The sequence below is a fragment of the Desulforamulus aeronauticus DSM 10349 genome (assembly GCF_900142375.1).
Lineage (GTDB): Bacteria > Bacillota > Desulfotomaculia > Desulfotomaculales > Desulfotomaculaceae > Desulfotomaculum > Desulfotomaculum aeronauticum.
Genome location: NZ_FRAR01000026.1, coordinates 1 through 20,819 on the forward strand (window position 1 = coordinate 1; position 20,819 = coordinate 20,819).

General features: G+C 42.0%; 21 protein-coding genes. 7 read left to right on the forward strand and 14 right to left on the reverse strand.

Going from position 1 to position 20,819, the window contains the following annotated elements; translation table 11 throughout:
• Window positions 1–472: 472 nt before the first annotated feature.
• Window positions 473–631 (reverse strand): small, acid-soluble spore protein, alpha/beta type, encoded by a 159-nt coding sequence (locus BUA78_RS15980; protein WP_072916543.1) that lies wholly within the window; start codon window positions 629–631, stop codon window positions 473–475.
• Window positions 632–863: 232 nt separating this feature from the next.
• Between BUA78_RS15980 and BUA78_RS15985 the strand changes: the two genes are divergently transcribed.
• Window positions 864–1,622, forward strand: coding sequence for a tRNA lysidine(34) synthetase (locus BUA78_RS15985; protein ID WP_072916545.1), 759 nt, complete (start codon window positions 864–866; stop codon window positions 1,620–1,622).
• A 146-nt stretch (window positions 1,623–1,768) separates the two neighbouring features.
• On the opposite strand, the gene BUA78_RS15990 is transcribed toward BUA78_RS15985, so the two are convergent.
• Window positions 1,769–3,181 carry a pyridoxal phosphate-dependent decarboxylase family protein gene (locus BUA78_RS15990; protein WP_084082467.1) on the reverse strand — a complete coding sequence of 471 codons (1,413 nt, stop codon included), beginning with the start codon at window positions 3,179–3,181 and terminating at the stop codon, window positions 1,769–1,771.
• Between the two features lie 137 nt (window positions 3,182–3,318).
• Here BUA78_RS15990 and BUA78_RS15995 point away from each other — a divergent pair, with 137 nt between their 5' ends.
• Complete coding sequence (locus BUA78_RS15995) at window positions 3,319–4,704, forward strand: aminotransferase-like domain-containing protein (protein WP_175549048.1); 1,386 nt, start codon at window positions 3,319–3,321, stop codon at window positions 4,702–4,704.
• Window positions 4,705–4,881: 177 nt separating this feature from the next.
• Here BUA78_RS15995 and BUA78_RS16000 read toward each other — a convergent pair whose 3' ends face one another.
• On the reverse strand, window positions 4,882–5,358 hold the full coding sequence (locus BUA78_RS16000) for a cell division protein SepF (RefSeq protein WP_072916550.1): 477 nt from the start codon (window positions 5,356–5,358) through the stop codon (window positions 4,882–4,884).
• Between the two features lie 179 nt (window positions 5,359–5,537).
• Between BUA78_RS16000 and BUA78_RS16005 the strand changes: the two genes are divergently transcribed.
• From BUA78_RS16005 to uraA, 3 genes are all read left to right on the forward strand, one after another.
• Entirely contained in the window at window positions 5,538–5,795 is a 258-nt protein-coding gene (locus BUA78_RS16005; protein ID WP_072916553.1) for a thioredoxin domain-containing protein, read from the forward strand.
• Between the two features lie 243 nt (window positions 5,796–6,038).
• Window positions 6,039–6,680: a uracil phosphoribosyltransferase gene (gene upp / locus BUA78_RS16010; RefSeq protein WP_072916715.1), complete on the forward strand. Its 642-nt coding sequence runs from the start codon at window positions 6,039–6,041 to the stop codon at window positions 6,678–6,680.
• A 236-nt stretch (window positions 6,681–6,916) separates the two neighbouring features.
• Window positions 6,917–8,200 carry a uracil permease gene (gene uraA / locus BUA78_RS16015; protein ID WP_072916555.1) on the forward strand — a complete coding sequence of 428 codons (1,284 nt, stop codon included), beginning with the start codon at window positions 6,917–6,919 and terminating at the stop codon, window positions 8,198–8,200.
• A 103-nt stretch (window positions 8,201–8,303) separates the two neighbouring features.
• Here the strand turns inward: uraA and BUA78_RS16020 are convergent, their stop codons facing one another.
• Entirely contained in the window at window positions 8,304–9,326 is a 1,023-nt protein-coding gene (locus BUA78_RS16020) for a sulfite exporter TauE/SafE family protein (RefSeq protein WP_072916558.1), read from the reverse strand.
• 18 nt (window positions 9,327–9,344) lie between these two features.
• Window positions 9,345–9,503 carry an MFS transporter gene (locus tag BUA78_RS16025; protein ID WP_072916560.1) on the reverse strand — a complete coding sequence of 53 codons (159 nt, stop codon included), beginning with the start codon at window positions 9,501–9,503 and terminating at the stop codon, window positions 9,345–9,347.
• A 385-nt stretch (window positions 9,504–9,888) separates the two neighbouring features.
• Between BUA78_RS16025 and BUA78_RS16030 the strand changes: the two genes are divergently transcribed.
• Complete coding sequence (locus BUA78_RS16030) at window positions 9,889–11,214, forward strand: acetyl-CoA hydrolase/transferase family protein (protein WP_072916563.1); 1,326 nt, start codon at window positions 9,889–9,891, stop codon at window positions 11,212–11,214.
• A 147-nt stretch (window positions 11,215–11,361) separates the two neighbouring features.
• On the opposite strand, the gene BUA78_RS16035 is transcribed toward BUA78_RS16030, so the two are convergent.
• The 4 genes from BUA78_RS16035 to atoS form a co-directional block, all read right to left on the reverse strand.
• Window positions 11,362–12,159 carry a TIGR02186 family protein gene (locus BUA78_RS16035; protein WP_072916717.1) on the reverse strand — a complete coding sequence of 266 codons (798 nt, stop codon included), beginning with the start codon at window positions 12,157–12,159 and terminating at the stop codon, window positions 11,362–11,364.
• Between the two features lie 22 nt (window positions 12,160–12,181).
• Entirely contained in the window at window positions 12,182–13,084 is a 903-nt protein-coding gene (locus BUA78_RS16040) for a TSUP family transporter (protein ID WP_072916566.1), read from the reverse strand.
• A 169-nt stretch (window positions 13,085–13,253) separates the two neighbouring features.
• On the reverse strand, window positions 13,254–14,615 hold the full coding sequence (locus BUA78_RS16045; RefSeq protein ID WP_072916568.1) for a sigma-54-dependent transcriptional regulator: 1,362 nt from the start codon (window positions 14,613–14,615) through the stop codon (window positions 13,254–13,256).
• Between the two features lie 32 nt (window positions 14,616–14,647).
• Window positions 14,648–16,492, reverse strand: a complete 1,845-nt coding sequence (gene atoS, locus BUA78_RS16050; protein WP_072916571.1) for a two-component system sensor histidine kinase AtoS — start codon at window positions 16,490–16,492, stop codon at window positions 14,648–14,650.
• A 132-nt stretch (window positions 16,493–16,624) separates the two neighbouring features.
• Between atoS and BUA78_RS16055 the strand changes: the two genes are divergently transcribed.
• Window positions 16,625–16,846, forward strand: a complete 222-nt coding sequence (locus BUA78_RS16055) for a hypothetical protein (protein WP_072916579.1) — start codon at window positions 16,625–16,627, stop codon at window positions 16,844–16,846.
• Between the two features lie 70 nt (window positions 16,847–16,916).
• Here BUA78_RS16055 and BUA78_RS16060 read toward each other — a convergent pair whose 3' ends face one another.
• The 5 genes from BUA78_RS16060 to BUA78_RS16085 form a co-directional block, all read right to left on the reverse strand.
• The gene (locus BUA78_RS16060) at window positions 16,917–17,774 is read right to left on the reverse strand and encodes a metal ABC transporter permease (RefSeq protein WP_072916582.1); all 858 of its coding nucleotides are present in this window, start codon (window positions 17,772–17,774) and stop codon (window positions 16,917–16,919) included.
• 12 nt (window positions 17,775–17,786) lie between these two features.
• Window positions 17,787–18,527, reverse strand: a complete 741-nt coding sequence (locus BUA78_RS16065; protein ID WP_072916584.1) for a metal ABC transporter ATP-binding protein — start codon at window positions 18,525–18,527, stop codon at window positions 17,787–17,789.
• The gene (locus BUA78_RS16070) at window positions 18,524–19,480 is read right to left on the reverse strand and encodes a metal ABC transporter substrate-binding protein (RefSeq protein WP_072916586.1); all 957 of its coding nucleotides are present in this window, start codon (window positions 19,478–19,480) and stop codon (window positions 18,524–18,526) included. Before BUA78_RS16070 ends, BUA78_RS16065 begins: the two co-directional genes overlap by 4 nt.
• 10 nt (window positions 19,481–19,490) lie before the next feature.
• The gene (locus BUA78_RS16075; protein WP_072916589.1) at window positions 19,491–19,907 is read right to left on the reverse strand and encodes a Fur family transcriptional regulator; all 417 of its coding nucleotides are present in this window, start codon (window positions 19,905–19,907) and stop codon (window positions 19,491–19,493) included.
• A gap of 431 nt (window positions 19,908–20,338) precedes the next feature.
• Window positions 20,339–20,656, reverse strand: coding sequence for a type II toxin-antitoxin system VapC family toxin (locus BUA78_RS16085; RefSeq protein WP_072916593.1), 318 nt, complete (start codon window positions 20,654–20,656; stop codon window positions 20,339–20,341).
• Window positions 20,657–20,819: the final 163 nt, after the last annotated feature.

Below are 20,819 nucleotides of genomic sequence, written 5' to 3' on the forward strand. Positions count from 1 at the left end.
TTTGTATTGTCACTTTCAGTAACTTTCATTGACCTGCATCTCCTTTGGTTCAGCCCTTCCTTCGGTATCGCGCTACCTCCGTACTATGGCCTCTGCTGACTTCTCACGATCAATCTTGTTTCAACCGGGTTTCTTACTCTGTTTCCACCCGTTCGTGAGACCTCCCCGGGTAAGAGCGCAGTCTTTCCTTCCACTTGTCTGCCACATTTACATTGTAAGCTTCCAGATAGTTTTGGGCTTCAGTTTGTTATGCAACCTTACCCAGCTTACATTGCCTGATGTGATTTCTGTTCGTCAGACCAGAAGTTTGCCTCCGGCTTCCTTCAGATTCCACCTCACGGTGGACACCCTTGCCCTTGGCTATGTGCTTGGCACTATCAACCCGCACTAGGGACTTTCACCCTTTAGACTGCGCCCAGGCCGGGCGCACATAAAAAGCTGGTTCACAATTGTGAACCAGCCGTCGGGGAAGTTACAACATGCTTCGTTCGGCCCGTTGTATCGCAAGTTTGACAAAGTTACCGCACTCACGCGAGGTCAGGTTACCATAGTCGTTACCTTGGATACGATCCGCTGCACCCATTTCACGGGCAAGCTCATACTTTAGGGCATCACTCATGAATTTAGCCATGTTTCATACCCCCCTTGTTTGTTAATGTAGCCGATAGTGCTTTATACTATACAAAGGTTAGAAAAACTAAGCTTATGCCAAGTCTTTAGACGCAGTCAAAAGCTAAGTTTGCCCTTATGCATATCGGAAAAACTTTATACTTTCCGATATGCTAAAAAGTTTCACTGGACATTTTACCTTAAATATTAATAATGGTAGGTAGACAACTATTCCGACAGCAGGGGAGTATAACATGAGTAAATTTCTTAAAAAGACCATGCTAACACAGGTAACACGGGCAATTAGTCACTTTAATTTGATTGAACCGGGGGATAAGGTAGTAATAGGCGTTTCCGGGGGGAAAGACAGTAATTCTCTGTTATTCTTGATGAATCTGTACCGCCATAGGTATCTCAAAAAAATTCCTTTTGAGCTTCATGCTGTTCATTTGGATATGGGGCTGGGGGCAGACTTAACACCGCTTAAGGAATTATGCCAACGGTTAGAGATTCCCCTGACCATCAAAACCACCGATATTGGGACGATCCTGTTTGATATACGTAAGGAGCAAAACCCTTGTTCCCTATGTGCCAATCTACGACGGGGAGCCTTGCACAACACCGTTTTGGAACTGGGCTTCAACAAAGTGGCCTTAGCACACCATCTGGATGATGTAGTTGAAACCTTTTTCATGAGCCTATTATTTAATGGCAACTTAAAAACTTTTTCGCCCAAAACCTATCTGGACCGTACCGATCTTACTCTGATTAGACCCTTTGTTTATATCACAGAGGCCCAGGTCCTTGAATTGTTACCATTAGAAAATATTCCGGTCATTCACAATCCTTGCCCAGCCAATAAGCATACCAAACGTGAGGAAGTTAAAAATCTCATCGCTAACCTCTCTCAGCAATATCCTGATATTCGCCAGAAATTTTTAACCTCCATGCATAACTTTGATGCCAAGAATCTTTGGCCAGCCAAAGAAAATGAAAAAGGCCGGTGGGGCTAAAGGCTCAATTCAATAGGAAAACTTACTGAACCAGAGGCATTATTTCAATGATAATGCCTCTTCTTAATATGCTGAGATAACTTAAGCGGGCAGAGTATCTGATTCCTAATAAGGCCATGTTCCGGTCTTTTAATTAAGTGTGCCAGCTACATCCTTAATGCTTCCTCTTTGGCTTTGATAAATGCCTTAACAGAACGATCTATGTCTTCATAAGTAGTTCTATAAGAGCAAACACTGATTCGTATGACAGACTCACTCTCCCATTTCGCTCCGCCGCACCAGCATTCTTTAGAATCTTGTATGAGCTTAAGCACTTTTTCCGTTAGCTCAGAATTGCAAAGGGAGATCATTACTTGATTGAAGCACACATCGTTAATAACTTTAAAACCATTCTCCTCTAATGACTTTGCGAAATACCTTGCTTTATGATGCAGGTCCTCAACAAGCTCTGAAACACCTTTTTTACCAAGAGATTTTAAAGTTGCCCATAGTTCAACTATCCTAGCCCTTCTGGACATGTCTGGAGTATAGAGCATACCATCTCGATGATCACTATAAATTATATACGAACCTGTCATATGAAGAGCTTTGGTTAAAGCATCCCTGTACTTGCAGAGAATGATTCCATTGTCATAAGGTGCATTCAAAGTTTTATGAGCATCGACAGACCAGGAATCAGCCAGTTCAACACCTCTAGTTAAACTATTTAGTTCTTCTGAAGCTGAGGTCCATAGACCAAAAGCACCATCTACATGTACCCACGAACCAGCATTTCTGGCCCTTTGGCAGAGTGCTTCAAAATTATCAAAAGCACCTGAATTGACGTTTCCAGCCTGCAAAATGAGCAGTGTTTGATTATCCAGTTCCGGCACAGCCTCTGCTATCATTCTTCCCTGGTCATCTGCAGGAACTCTAATCAATCTCTCACTTCCTAGCCCTAAAACTGAGAGGGCTTTGTATATTGTTGAATGAGCACCATCTCCCAGTACGACACGAATTTCTGGTGCACCGAAGAGCCCTTGCTTGCCGACATCATAACCGAGTTGCTCTAATAAATAGTTTCTACCAGCTGTAAGTCCACAAAGTGTTGCTGTTGAACTGCCCCCTACAAATCCGGCAGCGGTACCCTCTGGAAGCTTTAGAAGATCTATAAGCCATTTTTCGCAAACATCTTCTAAAATAGAAGCGATGGGAGAAATAACATATAAAGCTGCATTTTGATCCCAAGTATCGGCTAGCCATTTTGCTGCCAATGCAGCTGGGATTATCCCTCCATTTACAAAACCAAAGTAACGTCCACCTGTTTGGGCAACAGTTGCAGGTGATCCTTTAAAGTGCAGCCTATCAAGAATATCATAGGGATTACCAGCTTCGGATTGGAGAGGTTCTCTAAATATAGTAAGTCCATCAATAGCAAGTTTATCTGGATATACCGATTGGTCAAGAATATTTTTCATATAGTCGAAGGCATAATTTTTGGCTTGTTCAAATAATGCCAAGTCTAAAGCCTCTTCTCTTAAACGGTCACTCACAATTTTACTATCTTTGTTTTGTTCCATCTTTCAATTCCCCCTCCCAGTTTTACACCCAGTGAATATTTTTCAAATTGTCTTCTAGTGATCATAATTGTATGCTTGATATTGTATGCAGTCAATGATATTATTGTATGCAAAACAATGTTTTGGAGTTGGTTTTAATGATTAATGAATGGTGTCCTACTATTAAAACCGGAGATAAACCATTATACATTGCATTAGCGAATGCTTTAGAGTCAGATATTAATTCAGGTATTTTAAAGCCGGGAGACAAATTGCCACCACAAAGAGAACTGGCAGACCAGATTGGTGTGAATTTAAGTACGGTAACAAGAGCTTTTCGAGTTTGTGAGCTAAAGGGGTTAATTTCAGGAGTAGTAGGACGTGGAACGTTTGTCGCTTCTGACGTAAAGATACCTTTATCTCTTATTAGTCAAAATAAATCACCGGATATTATTCAAATGGGGCAAGTACTACCCCTTTACAGTATAGATAAAGATACTGCACGGATAGCAAAAACATCACTTCAAGACATGGATATGGAAAGATTGATTAAATACTCCGAGCCAGCTGGTTATGTAAAGCATAGAGTTATTGGAGCAGAGTGGCTAAAGCGTTTTAACATCAGTGCTTCAGCCGATGAAATTCTGATTACACCCGGTTCTCAGAATGCAATAGCAATTTGTATGTTAACATTATTTGAGCATGGTGATCGAATAGCGGTTGATGCTTTGACTTACCCCGGTATCAAGGCATTGGCAGCCATGTATGGAATTAGACTGATACCAATTGAAATGACAGATGAAGGCATGAATCCAGAAGTTTTAGTGAGTATTTGCAAAAATGAAGGGATTAAAGGTATCTATCTGATGCCGGAAGTACAGAATCCAACAACCTGTTCTATGACACAAAGCGGTAGGGAACAGGTCGCAGATATAATCAGAAAACATGATCTTGTTTTAATTGAAGATGATGCCTATAGCTATACGGGCAGCTTGGATAGTATTCCCATATCTGCACTTGCCCCGGAACAGGGAATTTATATAGGGGGCACATCAAAACTTCTTGGGCCTGGATTCAGGATTTCTTTTGTGAGAGTACCAAATACATATATTGAACGAATGAAGAAAGGACTGCTGAATACATCCTGGATGGCTTCGCCTATTACTGCAGAAATGGTGACCAAACTGATTGAAACTGGAAAGTCAGAAGCTGTTTTGAAGGATAAACGAGCAGAAGCACATAAAAGAAATGAATTGGCACGAAAAAAACTATCTCAATATACTGTGTTAAGTAGACCTTACGGTTTTTTTCAATGGCTTATTCTCCCGGATGGATGGCAGGGAAGGGATTTTGAAATATGTGCCAGAGAAGCTGGAGTACAAGTATTTTGTGCGGAGAAATTTGCAGTCGGCAGTTGCCGGTTCCCCCCAGCAATAAGAATATCTCTGTCGGGACCGGATACAATTGAAGAATTGGAAAAAGGGCTTGATATTCTAAAAGGCTTATTATTGAAGGGCCATGAGCATCAGACAATAATAATATAAATTTTATCCGATATCGGGACATCAGCGTCCTTGGTGCATTCGTGAAAGGGACCCCTAAATAGCATTTAGCAACAAAGGCAGGCAGCAAAATTTGCTGTCTGCCTTCCTCTAAATTTCGCGGTTCAGTCTGTATCCGTATGGACACACGCCAAACCTCTCCGGTTTGTTTTTCTTTTTCTAAGCAGTTTCCGACTTAAACCAACGATTGGTCACTTTCTCTTCCACCGGCTCAACTTCACTGGTGAAGGTTCTTAAATCACCTGCACCAACAATATCTACACCACTCGGTACAAACAGAAAAATCTCACCGTTTACTTTCTTGGCAGAACCATTTAAAGCAAAGACAACACCACTGGCATAATCTAAAATCCGTTGAGCTTCTTCGGGTTGCACCTGTGACAGATTAACAATCACTGGTTGTCCACTCTTTAAGTGATTCGCTATTATCTGAACATCATTAAAGCTTCCGGGTTGAGTAGATACAATTTGAGATTGCCTAGCGGCTGGTACCGCTGCAAGCTCTACACGTTGAATGGTTTTACTTTGATTTTTAAGCTCCCTAGGGGAAGATATTTCAGGCGCCTTTACGCTTTCCTCTTCCTCTTCTGGAAAACCGATGATGCTTAAAATTTTGTCCATTAACCCTTTAGACAACCTAAATCCCCCTCTTCAATCATTCTCTATAACAATATTCCAAAACATACCAATATTAGACTTTATTATAATTATGGTTAAAATTTTTCTTTTTTGCTATAGGACTAAAGTCCTATTTACAAGTGAAGTTTTTCCTATCTTGTGGGCACACTATATTCAGCATAAAGGAGGTTATTCTAATGGGAGACTATCATGTAACTCTATTTGTTTCCCCCTGGAACAAAAGTGGTTGCGATGAAGCGAAGGACTATTTAAAAGGAAAAGGTATTCATTACCAAGAGAAAACCACTCAAGACCATGGAGCCCGTGGTGAATTACTCAATAAAACAGGTGGTTTAGATACCCCTACCATTGATGTAAACGGGCATATCGTGATTGGCTTTTTGCCAGAAAAGTGGGATCACTTGCTGAGTGAAGAACCATTGGAACTTACCTAGACTGCAAAAGCGACGGTTGGAGATGAGACAATGTTCTTACCTCCAACTTATCGTTTTTATGTAACCCCTTAACGATAACAAACTGAAATTAATATAAATTTAAGAAAAATAAAAAAGAGGATTTTGTAATATTATAGCGAATTTGGGATATTCGGTAGAAAAACTCAAGAAGCTTTATGTAATTATCTGGCGTATCCTTACTACCTGGTGCTGCCGGAACACAAAGGAGGCAGACTATTTTTGATGGAATTTGTTACAGTGCTCCGACACCCCCTGGCGGATGAACAACTGCAATTGATCCGCAATAAAGAAAGTAATATCTCCACTTTCCGGGCGGCTATTAACCGTCTGGGACAACTGCTTGCCATTGAAGCAACCAAAGACGCTCCTACCGAAAAAGCCAAGGTAACCACTCCTATGGAAGTAGAAACCACTGTATCCGTTTTACGGGATGATAAAATCCTGTTAGTACCGATTTTAAGAGCCGGTTTAGGACTGGTAGAAAGTTTTCTTTCCTTTCTCCCCAAGGCAAAAGTAGCTCATATTGGTATGTCCAGGGATCATGATACTTTGCAGGCGAAGTTATATGTAAATAGCCTGCCTAAGGATCTATCCGAATTTGAGAGAGTCATTGTTTTAGATCCTATGCTGGCTACGGGGAACAGCTGCATCAAAGCTCTGGAAGTTCTAGTGGAAGCTGGTATAGATGCAAGTAAAATTAGAGTTGTCTGTGCCTTTGCGGTAAAAGAAGGATTGGGACAAATTCAAACCAAATTCCCGCAAGTCTCTGTGGTAACGGCCACCGTAGACCCAGTCCTTACCAATATTGGTTATATTTCCCCGGGTTGCGGTGATGCTGGGGACAGGTTATACTTAATTGGATAAAAATTAATATTTATTGGCACCTTTAACTTAGTACAGAGAGACTAATAAGGTAGCGGTCAATGATCAGTAGCAATACTTTTCTGGGTGATTTGCTCCTTACAGGACTCTGTAAGGAGCTTTTTCACTTTCAGAAATTATATAATTTCTATTGGTGAAAGTATAAGAAAAACTAAGGCTTCCGCCGGCGGAAGCCAAGTATTTCTAAACATTTTTAGGAAAAAGGAGAGGGTTAGAGAATGGCTAAGAGAGAGATTCAAGTAGATGAGAAACTACCCTTACTGCAGACAGTACCACTAAGTCTGCAACACTTATTTGCCATGTTTGGGTCAACGGTGTTGGTACCGATTTTATTCAAAGTGGACCCAGCTACGATCCTGTTATTCAACGGTATTGGTACCCTGTTTTACCTTTTGATCTGTAAAGGACGTATTCCCGCTTACCTCGGCTCCAGCTTTGCCTTTATTTCACCGGTGTTTGCTGTCCTTTCAAAGTATGATTATAGTGCAGCTTTAGGTGGTTTTATCATAACAGGCCTTATCTTTTCTGTAGTAGCTTTGCTCATTGGTGTAGTAGGTACCAAATGGATTGATGTTGTTTTCCCGCCTGCAGCCATGGGTGCCATCGTGGCGGTGATTGGCCTGGAATTGGCTCCGATTGCTGCTCAAATGGCTGGTCTGGCTAGCGCTGATCCTACTGTCCCGTATGTAGCAGACCCCAAGGTCATTACTGTATCGATGTTTACCCTAGGAGTCACCATCTTAGGTAACATCATCTTCCGCGGGTTCTTGGCCATCATTCCCATTTTGGTGGGTGTGGTTTCCGGTTACATTCTCGCTCTCTTTATGGGTCTGGTAAACACCGAAGCCATTGCTAATGCCGGTTGGCTGGCCTCCCCTACTATTTACCATCCTACCTTTAATATTGATGCTATGATGATTATCGTTCCTGCCGCTCTGGTAGTAATTGCGGAACACGTGGGACACCTATTTGTTACCAGTAATATTGTCGGCAGGGATTTATCCAAGAATCCTGGCCTCCATCGCTCCCTGCTGGGTAATGGTATCTCCACCATGTTTTCCGGTTTCTTTGGCTCCACTCCCAACACTACCTATGGAGAAAACATCGGTGTGATGGCCCTCACCAAGGTTTATAGTACCTGGGTAATTGGGGGAGCTGCCATCTTTGCCATTATCCTCTCCTTTGTGGGTAAACTTTCCGCCGCCATTCAAAGTATCCCTACTCCAGTTATGGGCGGTGTCTCCCTGCTGCTGTTCGGGGTTATTGCAGCATCTGGTATTCGTATGCTGGTGGAAGCCAAGGTGGATTACAGCAAAGCTTCCAACCTAATCCTCACCTCAATTGTGTTGATCATTGGTGTCAGCGGAGCACAGATTCAACTGGGTGTGGTAAGCTTGAAAGGCATGGGTTTGGCAACCGTGGTAGCCATTATTCTAAGTATCTTTTTCCGCCTGTTGGAAAAGACTAATCTAAGCAACGAAACAGAATCTGGTAAACATTAAAGGATAGTAAAAGGAGAGTCGCAAAAAAGTAGTTTGCAACTCTCCCCTTTTTTTGGCCTTAAACCATAGGCTAATGCACGCATCGGTTCATTGTGTAGCAACTTTACGCTTTCGGCTTGTCATAGACCTCTTCCTTAGATCGATAGCGCTCCTCTGCCACCGCCCTAATAAGCATAAAAATAATTAAGCTACTTAAAATAGCCGCCGAGCTCAACATCAGATATCCCGCCAAGGTTGGCATTAACAAATGCCTAAGCACCACCGCCACCCCTGCCAAGACCAAAGTTACTCCGAAATAGAACCTAATTTTCATACCCTTGACATAGCCGGTCGCCGCTGAACCAATTTGGATTCCCACCGCTGCACCCACCAACATTACCAGTGCACCAATAATTTCTACCTTACCGGACATAGCATAAATATAAGTTCCCCAGGAATTGGTAATTAGGATAGCAAATAAATCCGTACCCACTGCCATTACTGTCGGCAGTCCTAAACAATAGATTAGAATGGGGACACGCACAAAGCCTCCCCCTACCCCGAGAAATCCAGAAATGAAACCGATAGAAATACTTAAAAAGACAACAATCCAAATAGAAATATTCTTAACCCCGGAGGTAGGAAAACTGATGTAAGGTCCAAGCCTCAACCCCCGTATCCAAAGTACTACTCTCGATGGTTTTCTCTCAATACTCTCTTTTTGTATTTCACTTAACCTAGAATACCAATAATAATCCTTTAGCATGAATAACCCTAGGGAGAAAAGTAAAACCATATATACGATTCTAACAATAGGACCTACCTGTCCTATTTTCTCTAGATATAAGATTGCTTGTTTCCCTAAAGAAACCCCGATCATACCTAATAATCCCATCATAAGACCCAATTTAAAATCAACATGCCGCAACAAAGCATGTTTAAAGCTAGCAACAATGGATTTGCCAAAAATATGGGCAATGTCCGTGCCAATAGCAAAAGCCATGGGAAAACCAAAAATATGCAAAGAGGGTGTAATGATATAGGCGCCGCCGGTGCCAAAAAAACCACCCAAAACCCCTACAAAAAAACCCAGCAGCAGTAACGCCCAGCCGTTAACATCGGCATTCGCTATTGGTAGATGCAGCAATTTTCACTCCCCCCTGCTCTATTTTTCCCCTCTGATACCCAACAATCGTAACACAACTTCTGTCGTCAAACCTACCGAAATACCAACCAAGGCCATTAAAGTTACCACGATTAAGCCATACTGAGCTTTGTGTAGGTGGTAAAGGGCCACAATATATTCATTTAGGGATTCAAACACAAAGCTTCACCTCCATCTAAAAACACTAACTTTGTAGTGACAACTTTTCTCAATAAAACTCCTAAAGTGTTAGTTAAAAATACTTTATGTGGTGACAAATTAGTGAATATTATCACTTACTCTGCTACGTTATAGTGTACAAAATTCATCTCCTAAAACTTCTTTTTTTCACCGATATGCTAGCATATTATCATAATGATATCAAGGAATTTCAAGAAATAGGAGATCCTGAAAATTTATACTTACAAATGTTTTTGATACTTAGTTAGTGTTAGTTTTTGTAGTATTTTTTCAAAAACATAAGGATATGACAAACAGGTTCTTCCATTAACAAATTTGAAGTGATATAATTCACTTAGTATATGCTCCCGGAGGTGACGTAAATTTGGTATGGTTTAAAGCGGGACCTTTATTTGAAGATGCAAACAAGTTGTCTACTATGTACGAAGAAAAACTGGTTTCAGCCACCGAGGCTGTTGCTGCTATTTCCTCCAACGACAATGTCGTGGTTCCCCCCGGTGCTGCGGAACCTGAAATTTTGATGGAAGCCCTGGCAAATCGCAAGGGTGATTTGAAAGATGTGCGAATTCATCAAATGCTTCCTTTAAGAGAAGCCAGCTACCTAAAGCCTGGCATGGAACGGCATTTCAGGCATGTATCTTGGCTTACCAGCAGTGTCGTAAAAAGAGGGGTTAAAGAAGGGCGCGCTGGGGTAATGCCCGGTTACCTTTATGAGTACCCCAGGTTCATTCGGGATATGGATGTGGATGTCTTTATGGGAACAGTATCCCCCATGGATGAGCACGGTTATTTCAGTTTTGGTGTATCTGTAGATTATACAATAGCCGCTGCAGGTTGTGCCAAAAAAGTGATTCTACTCGTTAATCCCCATATGCCTAGGACGATGGGTTACAGTGTTATTCATATCTCTCAGGCAGATTTAATTGTTGAGGATACTACTCCCTTATTAGAGTTGCCCAAACCAGAATTAAATAAAATTCACAGCAAAATTGGCGATTATGTATGTGAATTAGTCGAGGACGGCTCAACCATTCAGCTTGGGCTAGGCTCCTTAGCCAATGCAACGGCTCTCTGTCTAAGTATAAAAAAAGGACTGGGGATTCACACCCACTTTATTACAGATACCATCGTAGATTTGGTTGAATGCGGAGCAGTCACCAATCGACGAAAAAATATTCACCAAGGTAAAATTATCTGTAGCTCCGCAGTTGGCTCCAGGCGTCTTTACCAGTTTATGAATAACAACCCTTTGTTTGAAATGCATGCCGTCAACTACACCAACGACCCTCTTATCATTGCTAAAAACAATAATATGGTTGCCATTAACTCTGTTGATGAAATTGACCTCCTGGGCCAGTGCGCCTCGGAACCAATTGGACCCAAACTATATTCCGGCACCGGGGAACAGGTGGACTTTGCCAGAGGTGCCATGAATGCCCAAAATGGTAAAAGTATTGTGGTTCTTCAATCCACTCACAAAGGTCGAACAAAAATTGTTCCAATGCTGGAAAGTGGTTCGGTGGTTAGTCTTAGCAGAAACGATGTTGACTACGTGGTTACGGAATACGGCATTGCTAAACTTCGAGGTAAAACTTACCGTCAAAGAGCGGAAGCATTAATTGCCATTTCTCACCCAGACCACCGGGATGGCTTAACGGAGGCTGCTAAAAAGTTTGGTTTAACCAGATAAGTATCAGGGGAGTGTCGCAAAACTACTTTTTGTGTAGTAAGCGGCACTCCCTTTTTTGCCGTAGGCGTAGTTAGTTTACACAGGACACACGTTCGCTATGTTGCAAGACTGTCTTTCGCATCATCAATTCATTGTGCAACAACCTTCTTAATGATGACGAAGCTGTCTCAAAAGACGTGTCCTTTTTTCCTCTTCCTTATGTTGTTCAACCATTTCTAAGATTTGTGCCACTGTAAGCAGCAGAATCGGTAGCATAAAAAGAGAGATTACCAACACTGCTGAAATAGACAGTTCCTTAGAGCCTAAAGAGAGGATTGAGGCTGGCCTTATTTGCAAAACTTGGGTTGGTGCAGCAATTACTTTGTTATCCATCACAGTCAAAGCAGTTACTTTGATCTCCCCCAGAGGCATTCCCGCTAGCAGAGGAATATCCACCCAAAATTGTTGTCCTTGGCGTTGGACCACTCCCTGACGCAAAGCCAACATCTGCTCATGATCTTTTATTTTAAGGGCTAAGCTTAGGTAATCCTGCTGGTACTTCTCATAGGACTCACCCAAATTTTGTCTCATTCTTGTCCAGGCCTTCTCTTTTAACTGACGATAGTCTGGGTTAACCCCCAGGGTATCCCAATATTGTATCGGAATTTTTTCCACAGATTGCGAAGTGAGAACTTGATAAAAACCCGGCAAACCAAGGACTTCCGCTTCGGAACATTTAACAAAGGAATGATTCTGAGAAAGGCTAACTAAAACCGGACGCATTGGCCCTTCCACCCGCACAATCACCGGTAACCCTTCCGGAATTTGCCCAAAAACGGTTATCTTTTCTTTTGTCGGATTCAACCCCACCTCAATTTCATCCTTGGAAAGTTGACAGGAAATACTTGCCGCACTGGCTGCCAGCGGTGCTGTTAAGAACAAGCAAAGGATTAGGAAAACCGTCATTTTCAAACCGGACACCCCCAAACTAACCCAACAGTTGAAGGGGAAACTGATAATGCTGAAGGAGCAAGTCCTGGGGTTGTGTTGAAGATAATGCCCAAAGGGTCACCGAGGTAATGATTACCATTAAGGCAGCCACAGGTACAGGACATAGCTTATTTTTGTGTCGGAGAACAGAGAGTACTAAAACGGCCAGGGCAGTACCCAAAAATAGCCACAACAGCATCTGTAGTGTAATGGGATATAAGAGCACCCCGCTGCTTAAGGAACTAACGATCGCCCCTATAAAACTGACAACCACACCAGTACCTACTGCCACCATGGCCGGAATATCCAGCCCGACGATCAGCAACGGACTCAGCAGCAAAACTGCCAACGGACCCCATAGAAAGGTCCCCATAGCAAATCCCGCTCCCAAAATGACTAGAATTACCGCTGAAAGTGTGATTCCCGAAAAGGGCAGAGAAACTTTTCCAGGAACTCTTTTTACCAGTTGCAAGAATTTTTTTCGGGTTAAATTGTTCGGGGCGGGTAATAACCGAAAGGGCTTTGCACGATAGATTACAGCACCCACTAGCAAAATAAGATACGGTATTAACACAATTAGCTTAAACCAGGCAAGATTATTGGTTAAGGCTGCCAGTTTGGCGGCAAACAAAGTACCCGGTAAAAAGCCCGCCAAAATCCATAGCGTCAACCGCAAATCAACATTTCCTGCTTGACACATGCCAACTACTCGCGGGACTAGGAGAGCTGCCAGATGAGCTAACGCCACGGGAATAGCTATATCAGGTGTTAATCCAGTTACCAGCATCAGAAGGGGAACAATAAGATAGACTCCTGCATTCCCTATGGCAGAAGCTAAACCACCGGAAATGATACCCATTAGCAAAAAAGTAATAGCACCTGAGAAAAAAATATTTTCCATCCTTGCTCCCCCATTCCTTAATTACTTATTGATTATCTAATAAGCAAGAAGAATGCCAACCTAATAAAAATAAACGCAACCCCTTAGGGCCGCGTTTTGTTTGGCTTTTACTCATTAATTGTAATGACAAATCGGGCAACTTTAACCCACCGTGGGCAATTTTTGCCCACTACTCGATCCCAAACTCCTTCATCTTTGCATAAAGAGACCTTCTATTGATACCCAACGCCTGGGCTACACTGGTTCGACACCAGTCGTGGTCCTGCAGTGCCTTTAAAATAACCTGTCGCTCGACGTCTGCCACGATTTTCTTTAAGGGCAAATTTTGCTCAATTGTATTTTGCCAGGGGATGGGTTGCTTTTTCTCTTGGGCAGTAAGTTCTATATCTTCGGGAACCACAATGGGACCTCGAGCCATAATAATAGCCCTTTCCACAACATTCTCCAATTCCCTAACATTGCCTGGCCAATCATATGCCAATAAAACCCTCTTGGCTTCTTCTGAAAAACCTTTTACCTGCCGGTTAGATTCTCTATTATATTTTGCTAAAAAATGGGCCACCAACAGAGGGATATCTTCTTTTCTCTCCCGCAAAGGTGGAATGGATATATTCACCACATTTAATCGAAAAAACAGGTCCTCGCGAAAACCACCTTCCAAAACAGTCTGTTTTAGCTCTCTGTTGGTGGCAACCAAAATTCTTACATCCACCTTTAGGGTCTCTGTTCCGCCGATCCGGTCAAACTCTTTTTCTTGAATGGCCCTAAGTAGCTTTGCTTGGGTTGAAAGACTGATTTCCCCTATTTCATCAAAGAAAATGGTTCCCTGGTGAGCCACCTCAAATTTACCGATCTTGGTATTACTAGCTCCCGTAAAGGCTCCCTTTTCATAGCCAAACAATTCACTTTCCAGCAAACTGTCCGGTAAATTAGCGCAGTTAATTTTGATAAAGGGTTTATTTCGCCGAGAACTGTTACTATGGATGGCCCTGGCCACTAATTCTTTCCCTGTGCCACTTTCTCCCTGGATAAGTACAGTGGCATTACTGTCTGCGACTCGCCCAATATCCTTATAAACTGCCTGCATAGCCATTGAATTACCAATCAAGTTAATTTCGCTAGCTTCTTCCTTTACATCTTCAGGTTTGAAAGTCACCACCGTATCCGATTGAGCTACCGCCCTTTTCACTAGATTGAGAAATTCATCCAGGTCAAAGGGTTTAACAATGTAATCAAAGGCACCCAGCTTCATAGACCGAATGGCTACCTCGGTGGTACCAAAGGCCGTCATTAAAATAACTGGGGTAGTAAAACCATTCTCTTTAATCTTTTCTAAGAGTGAGAAGCCATCCCTTTCAGGCATGCGAATATCCGTAATAAGCACATCTGGCTTAAACCGTCGTAGTTTCTCAAGACATTCCTCACCATTCACAGCAGTTTCTACCCGGTAATGTTCGTCGGTTAAAACATCGTAAAGAAACTGTCTTACACTTTCTTCATCGTCAACTACCAGCACCAGTTTTTGGTTCATAGTTAAGTAACACCTCCTAATGGCTGGCAAGTTTATTCTTGCTCTGCAGGCAGTAAAACACGTACCCGAGTTCCTGAACCTAGCTTACTGCTTATTTCAATTCTACCACCATGGGCACGAATAATCTGATCGGCTATGGTCAAACCCAAACCAGTCCCTTTGGCCCGGTTGGTAAAGAAGGGGTCAAATAATTGGTTTAGAATATCTTCAGGTATCCCACTGCCCGTGTCCTGAATATCAATATACACCATTTTTTCGGAATCCAGATAGCCGGTGCTTACGCTCACCTGCCCCCCTTGAGGCATAGCCTGTACCGCGTTATAAATAATGTTCATGAGCACCTGTTCCATCTGATCGGAATCTAATTTCACTTCGGGTAATCCTTCTTTGGGTAAAGCAACAAAGGTAATATCGTCTACATGGGTTTCAATAAAAAAATTTAAAACCCGGCTAATGAAGCTGTTGATATTTAGCTGAGTCAATACAGCATTGGTTGGTTTGGTAAAAAAAAGTAGTTTATTAACAATAGAATCCAGACGACGTACTTCACGATAGATGGTATTTAAAGATTTAACTGTAGGAGCCTTATTTTTTAACCAAAACTGAATATAACCACTGATGGAAGTAAGCGGATTTTTTATTTCGTGGGCGACACCAGCCACCAACTGTCCTAAAGAAGCAAGCCTCTCCTGCCTTCTCATCTGCTCCTCTAGTCGTAGCCTTTGGGTAATATCCCGACAGCTTAGTACTGCTCCCACCAATTGTTGTCCGGCATCCAGCAAAACGGACGTACTGGCCAGCAGTTGAAGATTTCTGTCTTTACCTAAGGTAATGAGCATATCTTTCGTTTCTTTTCCCTGTAGACAAGCTTCAAACATTTTTGCGATACCGGGGTCAGTAAATACTCGATGATAGGGTTTTTCAACGGCATCTTCCGACAGACAAAATATTTTACGGGCTGAAGAACTGATACTAACAATTCTCCCCTGTAAATCAACAGCTACAATACCGGCATCGATATTAGCCATAATAATTTCATTGTAATTTTGCACCCTGACTAATCTGGCAGCTAATTCATTAATAGCCTTAGAAATTTCATCCAACTCACCAATGGCTGGCGGAATTTTATAGTTTAGGTCATATTTTAGCTTCTGCAGACCATTTTTAATACTGGCTACCGTATCCATGTAATTTTTAAGGAGAAAGAAAGTACTGCAAAGACCTAACATAAAACCAAAAAATATCACGGTATAGGCAAAGCTTTCTGCCTGAAGGATTTCTTTATTGATGCCTCCCAGCCTCTCACCGGCCCAGATGACTGCTACCACCTGCTGATCGTTTAATAAAGGCTGAAAAATAATCAGTTTCTGGTTACCAGACGACCCCAGTACAATTTCCAAGGATTTTTTAGTCCATATTACCTTTTCAAAGGCATCTTTCCACTGGGCCTGTTCCGACCATTGGGTGTCCTCGGACACGTCTAAAAGCAAATCTTTAAAATCCATATACGGTAGGTGACTGTCCTGACCCATTTGAACCAGCACTGCCTTGACCTGCGGCGAATAATACCCTAATTCCATCCCAGGGTGTTTTTGAAATACCTTCATCACTGCACCAGCCAATTCCCTATTCATGGCCTTGATTTGTTCCGTTCGAGGTTTATCGATACTGGTGTGTTTTTCGATTAAGCCAGCTACATCCGTTGGCATTGTCCTTGCTAATTCCAGCACAGCCACTTGTAAACTTTCCCGTTGCTCCTCTAATACTGCAGGTTTGCTATGATTAACCATATATAACATAGCCCCGGTGATAAGCACCGGCAATAACAGCAAAACACCAACCAGTATCATAAGCTGAAATCTAAATTTTTTAAGCATTGTTTCACCTAAAATAAATCATTATTTTATAGTTATATTAGCACTTATCTCAAAGGACAGCCATCGGAAAATAATCTTATTAGTTAAAGGCTTTTGGGCAAAATAAAAATACGATAGGGAGGTGATATAAAAATGACCATTATAGATGAATATCACAAAGGTGAGCAGCATAACAAACCTGAATTACAGCAATACTTGCACCATCCGGTGGGACATACACAGCCAAGAGAGATCAAGTCCCAAAAGGCCCAGCTGAACAGTGTCCACCAGCACGGAACGCAAAAAAGTGTAAAAATGCAAATGGGTCACAAGACTGGTGTTCGGGATATGAAGCATAATATTAATCGGGATTAATAAGGAGAACAAGGGAGTATCGCAAAACTACCTTTTGCGATACTCCCTACATCCCCAATAAAACGTTTTATTATACCTGACTGTCTCCTCCCTGAGGCACCCTTTCTCCCACTAGTTTTACATCGCTATATCGTCGACGCTGTTGCAAGGCCAACGTGAATAAGAGAATTATCACGGAAGTCATTACGATGGCTCCCCCAGGAGCCAAGTTAATATAGAAGGAAGCAAAGAGCCCAATAATGATTGCCACTTCCCCCAGGATTACCGATATAATCATGGCCTCACGAAAGCTTTTAGCCAAACGCATAGCTGCTGCTACGGGCAAAACAATTAAAGAGGATACCAGCAGAATACCTACCACCCTGATGGCAATGGCGATGGTAAGAGCCGTTAGAGCAGTAAAGGTAATGGTAATAATCTTAACCGGCATACCACTTAACTCTGCACCCTCTTCATCAAAAGAGATGAAGAAGAGTTCTTTTTTTAACAGTAACACCAGCCCCAGGATGCTCAAGCCGGTTACTGCAATAATGATGAGATCTGTTTGATTAATGGCAACAATACTACCAAATAGATAACTCATAAAGCTGGCATTGTAACCCTTTCCAAGGTCCAACAGAATAGCCCCCAGAGCAATCCCCATCGACAATATTATGGCAATAGAAATTTCCGAGTATGCTTTAAATACATCCCTTAATTTTTCAATACCCAGTGCCCCTGCCACGGCGAAAACCGAAGCCGATAAAATAGGATGCACCCCGCTCAAAAGTCCTGCCGCTACACCTGCTAAACAGACATGGGACAAGGCATCGGAAATCATGGACATTCTACGCAAGGCTACAAAGAGTCCCACCACCGGACAGATCAACCCCACTATAATACCCGCAGCAAAGGCTCGCAGCATAAAATCATATTGAAATATCTCCATCGTTCTCTCCCGTTATTTAGCCGCCTGGTAAGCCAACCTTTTGCTGCAGTTTTCTTGCAGACGAGGTATCTCGTAGGTATGGCAATTACAGGAGCAAATGTGTCGATCCAAGCAAACTTGCCTGGTAATAATGGAGGATAATCCCTCCAATTCATGAGAAACCATCAACATCGTCATATTTCTTTTCTGGTTTAGATCCTGTAGCAATCTATAAAATAAGGATTGGGCAGCAGCATCAACACCCACTGTTGGTTCATCGAAAATTAAAATTTCCGGCTCAGATACCAGTGCACGGGCGATAAAAACTCTTTGTTGCTGCCCACCGGATAACATTCCCACCAGTTGGTTGCTGATATCCATCAACCCCACCAGTTCCAACACCCGCTCTACTTCTTGATAATCGCTGCCAGTAAAGGGCCGAAACAGTCCTCTGCGAGCCGCTCTACCGGAAGTTACCACCTCTCTTACGGTAGCTGGAAACTGATTGTTAAAATGATTGGCTTTCTGAGGGACATAACCAATTTTATACTTTTCTTTTAGTTTACAAGGATCGGTGCCAAATATTGTTACGTGACCGGCATTAGGTTTTAGTTGTCCCATAATTAGCTTAAGCAGCGTGGATTTGCCGGAACCATTGGGTCCCACAATACCGACCAATTCACCCGTTTTTATGGTTAAATTAATGTCGTTTAGAACCGGATGGCAACCATAGGTAAAAAAAACATTCTGCAATTCTACAACAGTCTTCATCATACGTTGACTCCCACGGCCAATTTTAAGTTCTTCAGATTCTCACCCATAACAGACAAATAATCTTTACCAGCTGCTATTTCTTCCTTAGTCAATCCACCCACAGGGTTTAACACCAAGGTCTTTGCCGATAGTTCACTGGCGAGGGCCTCCGATACCTTCGGACTGACTAATGATTCAGTAAAAATATATTTGATCCCCTTTTCCCTAGCTAATTTTACAATCTCCGCCATATCATTAGGACTAGGTTCTACCTCCGGTGATAAGCCTCGAATGGCTACCTGCTTCAACCCATAACGATGTGCTAAGTAACCAAAGGCAGCATGGGAAACCACAAATTCTTTACCTTGGGCACCCGCCAGGGCAGTTTCATACTCCTTATGTAAGGCCAACAGTTGCTTTTTAAAGGCGGCCGCATTGGCTTGGTAGTAGGCTTTATTTTGCTCATCTGCCTGAACCAATCCAGATAAAATATGATCCACCATGATCACCGCATTTAACGGGTCAACCCAAATATGGGGGTCTACCTTGGCATGGTGGTGGTCATCCTGTTGATTGCCATGGGCAGTCTGTTCTTCTTTAGCCGGAAGCAGTTCGATATTACGTCCGGCATTGACTAACACTTTGTTTTGATCAATGGAAGGCAATGTTTTTTCCAACCAAGGTTCAATGCCGCTGCCACAGTATATAAAAACAGCTGCTTTACCGAGATCCGCCAGGTTCCTGGGAGAAGGCTCCCATTCATGAGGTTCCCCACCAGCTGGTACCACATTTCTAACCTCTACTTTGTCGCCGCCAATTTTACGGGTAAAATCATAAAGGGGATAAATGCTGGTATAGACTACTATTTTATCTTTTACTTCAGCAGAGGTACGGTTATTAGCACAACCACTAAGAAAACTTGAAGATATGAAGACTAAAGCCAATATAACAACAGCTAACCTACCTCGTATCATAGCTCTCCCCCTATTGCATACAGTTTGCACAAATACCAAAAATTTCAAAACTATGCTTCTGTACTTTAAAGTTTTTAATATGCTGTTTATCTAAAAAATCCAATGGACAGAATTCTATCTCCTGGGAACCACCGCACTTGGTGCAAATCAGATGGTGATGGTGCTGTGAGTTGTTGATCTCAAACAAGCTTTTCCGGTCACCAAAATTTAATTCCGTTAAGATACCCAGTTTTTGCAACATTGATAGATTACGGTAGACCGTATCCAGACTCATACTGGGAAATTTAACGGTGATTCTTCTGTGTACCTCTTCGGCACTCAAATGAAGATCTTGACTTTCGAGAAAAACCTTTATTATTTCCTGCCTCTGAGGGGTAATTTTTACCCCTTTGGCCTGTAATTGCTCAATAAAATAGTTAATTGGCAAAGTATACTCCTCCTAATTAGGAATTATTACTATTTAAGATTACACCTCTTTTTTTTCTCTGTCAATTGCTTGGCTGGTAAACCCCAATTATTGTTTTTTATGCAAAGAAACCATAAACCAATAAGCATACAAATCATACTTAAAAACCATGATACGCCTATTAAAGCAATGGTCACTGAATTATTAATTGAAGATGCTATATCCAGGCCATAATTTTGTCTAAGAAATTTTACGAACAATAATAAAGATATTGTCAAGAAAATAAACTGACAGATAAACCATGCTAAATTCCTTTTATATCTATGCCACAGTATGATGATAGAAAGTAAACAAAAGAAAATCACAAGAATAGAACAAATAAAAAACAAAGGTATAGTTTCTTCTTCCATGAATATACCCATTTTGTATTTATTCCTCTCTCAAAGTTTAATTTAGCGTAGGACAATCGTTGTTTTATTGCTGAATTTATTCAAATTTGATTGCCGGTGTCTCCTCCTAATAATAAATTCTAGAATTCCCAGACTGCTAAAGGACTCCCAGGCAATCTCCGCCTGTTCCAAAGTAATCATTTTTTTGCTAATTTTTTTACGTAGTACACTGCCTATCTCTGCCCATGCAAAGCTCGGAAGCACTACGGTTTGCTTGTTATTCAAAACCCTCTCAATCAGCAGAGCCGCTTTATCACTGTTTTCTTCCCGTACCAGCAACTTAATCAGTACGCTACTATCTAGACAAATGTAGCTTCTCATATTCTTTCCTCCCCTTCCCTCAACTGCCTGATGAGGGGAGTAGAATCCGGCTGCAGGTTCATTTGTCCTCTCAACCGGGATAATCGATCTAATGCCTTTTTCGTAGACTCCATTTTTTCATACTCGGCTGCATTTTTTACCTTTTCCTGTAATTCTTCAAAAG

Coding starts and splice junctions, on each gene's coding strand:
- BUA78_RS15980 (WP_072916543.1), bottom strand. CDS start 631: ATGGCTAAATTCATGAGTGATGCCCTAAAGTATGAGCTTGCCCGTGAA.
- BUA78_RS15985 (WP_072916545.1), top strand. CDS start 864: ATGAGTAAATTTCTTAAAAAGACCATGCTAACACAGGTAACACGGGCA.
- BUA78_RS15990 (WP_084082467.1), bottom strand. CDS start 3,181: ATGGAACAAAACAAAGATAGTAAAATTGTGAGTGACCGTTTAAGAGAA.
- BUA78_RS15995 (WP_175549048.1), top strand. CDS start 3,319: ATGATTAATGAATGGTGTCCTACTATTAAAACCGGAGATAAACCATTA.
- BUA78_RS16005 (WP_072916553.1), top strand. CDS start 5,538: ATGGGAGACTATCATGTAACTCTATTTGTTTCCCCCTGGAACAAAAGT.
- upp (WP_072916715.1), top strand. CDS start 6,039: ATGGAATTTGTTACAGTGCTCCGACACCCCCTGGCGGATGAACAACTG.
- uraA (WP_072916555.1), top strand. CDS start 6,917: ATGGCTAAGAGAGAGATTCAAGTAGATGAGAAACTACCCTTACTGCAG.
- BUA78_RS16035 (WP_072916717.1), bottom strand. CDS start 12,159: ATGACGGTTTTCCTAATCCTTTGCTTGTTCTTAACAGCACCGCTGGCA.
- BUA78_RS16040 (WP_072916566.1), bottom strand. CDS start 13,084: ATGGAAAATATTTTTTTCTCAGGTGCTATTACTTTTTTGCTAATGGGT.
- BUA78_RS16045 (WP_072916568.1), bottom strand. CDS start 14,615: ATGAACCAAAAACTGGTGCTGGTAGTTGACGATGAAGAAAGTGTAAGA.
- atoS (WP_072916571.1), bottom strand. CDS start 16,492: ATGCTTAAAAAATTTAGATTTCAGCTTATGATACTGGTTGGTGTTTTG.
- BUA78_RS16055 (WP_072916579.1), top strand. CDS start 16,625: ATGACCATTATAGATGAATATCACAAAGGTGAGCAGCATAACAAACCT.
- BUA78_RS16060 (WP_072916582.1), bottom strand. CDS start 17,774: ATGGAGATATTTCAATATGATTTTATGCTGCGAGCCTTTGCTGCGGGT.
- BUA78_RS16065 (WP_072916584.1), bottom strand. CDS start 18,527: ATGATGAAGACTGTTGTAGAATTGCAGAATGTTTTTTTTACCTATGGT.
- BUA78_RS16070 (WP_072916586.1), bottom strand. CDS start 19,480: ATGATACGAGGTAGGTTAGCTGTTGTTATATTGGCTTTAGTCTTCATA.
- BUA78_RS16085 (WP_072916593.1), bottom strand. CDS start 20,656: ATGAGAAGCTACATTTGTCTAGATAGTAGCGTACTGATTAAGTTGCTG.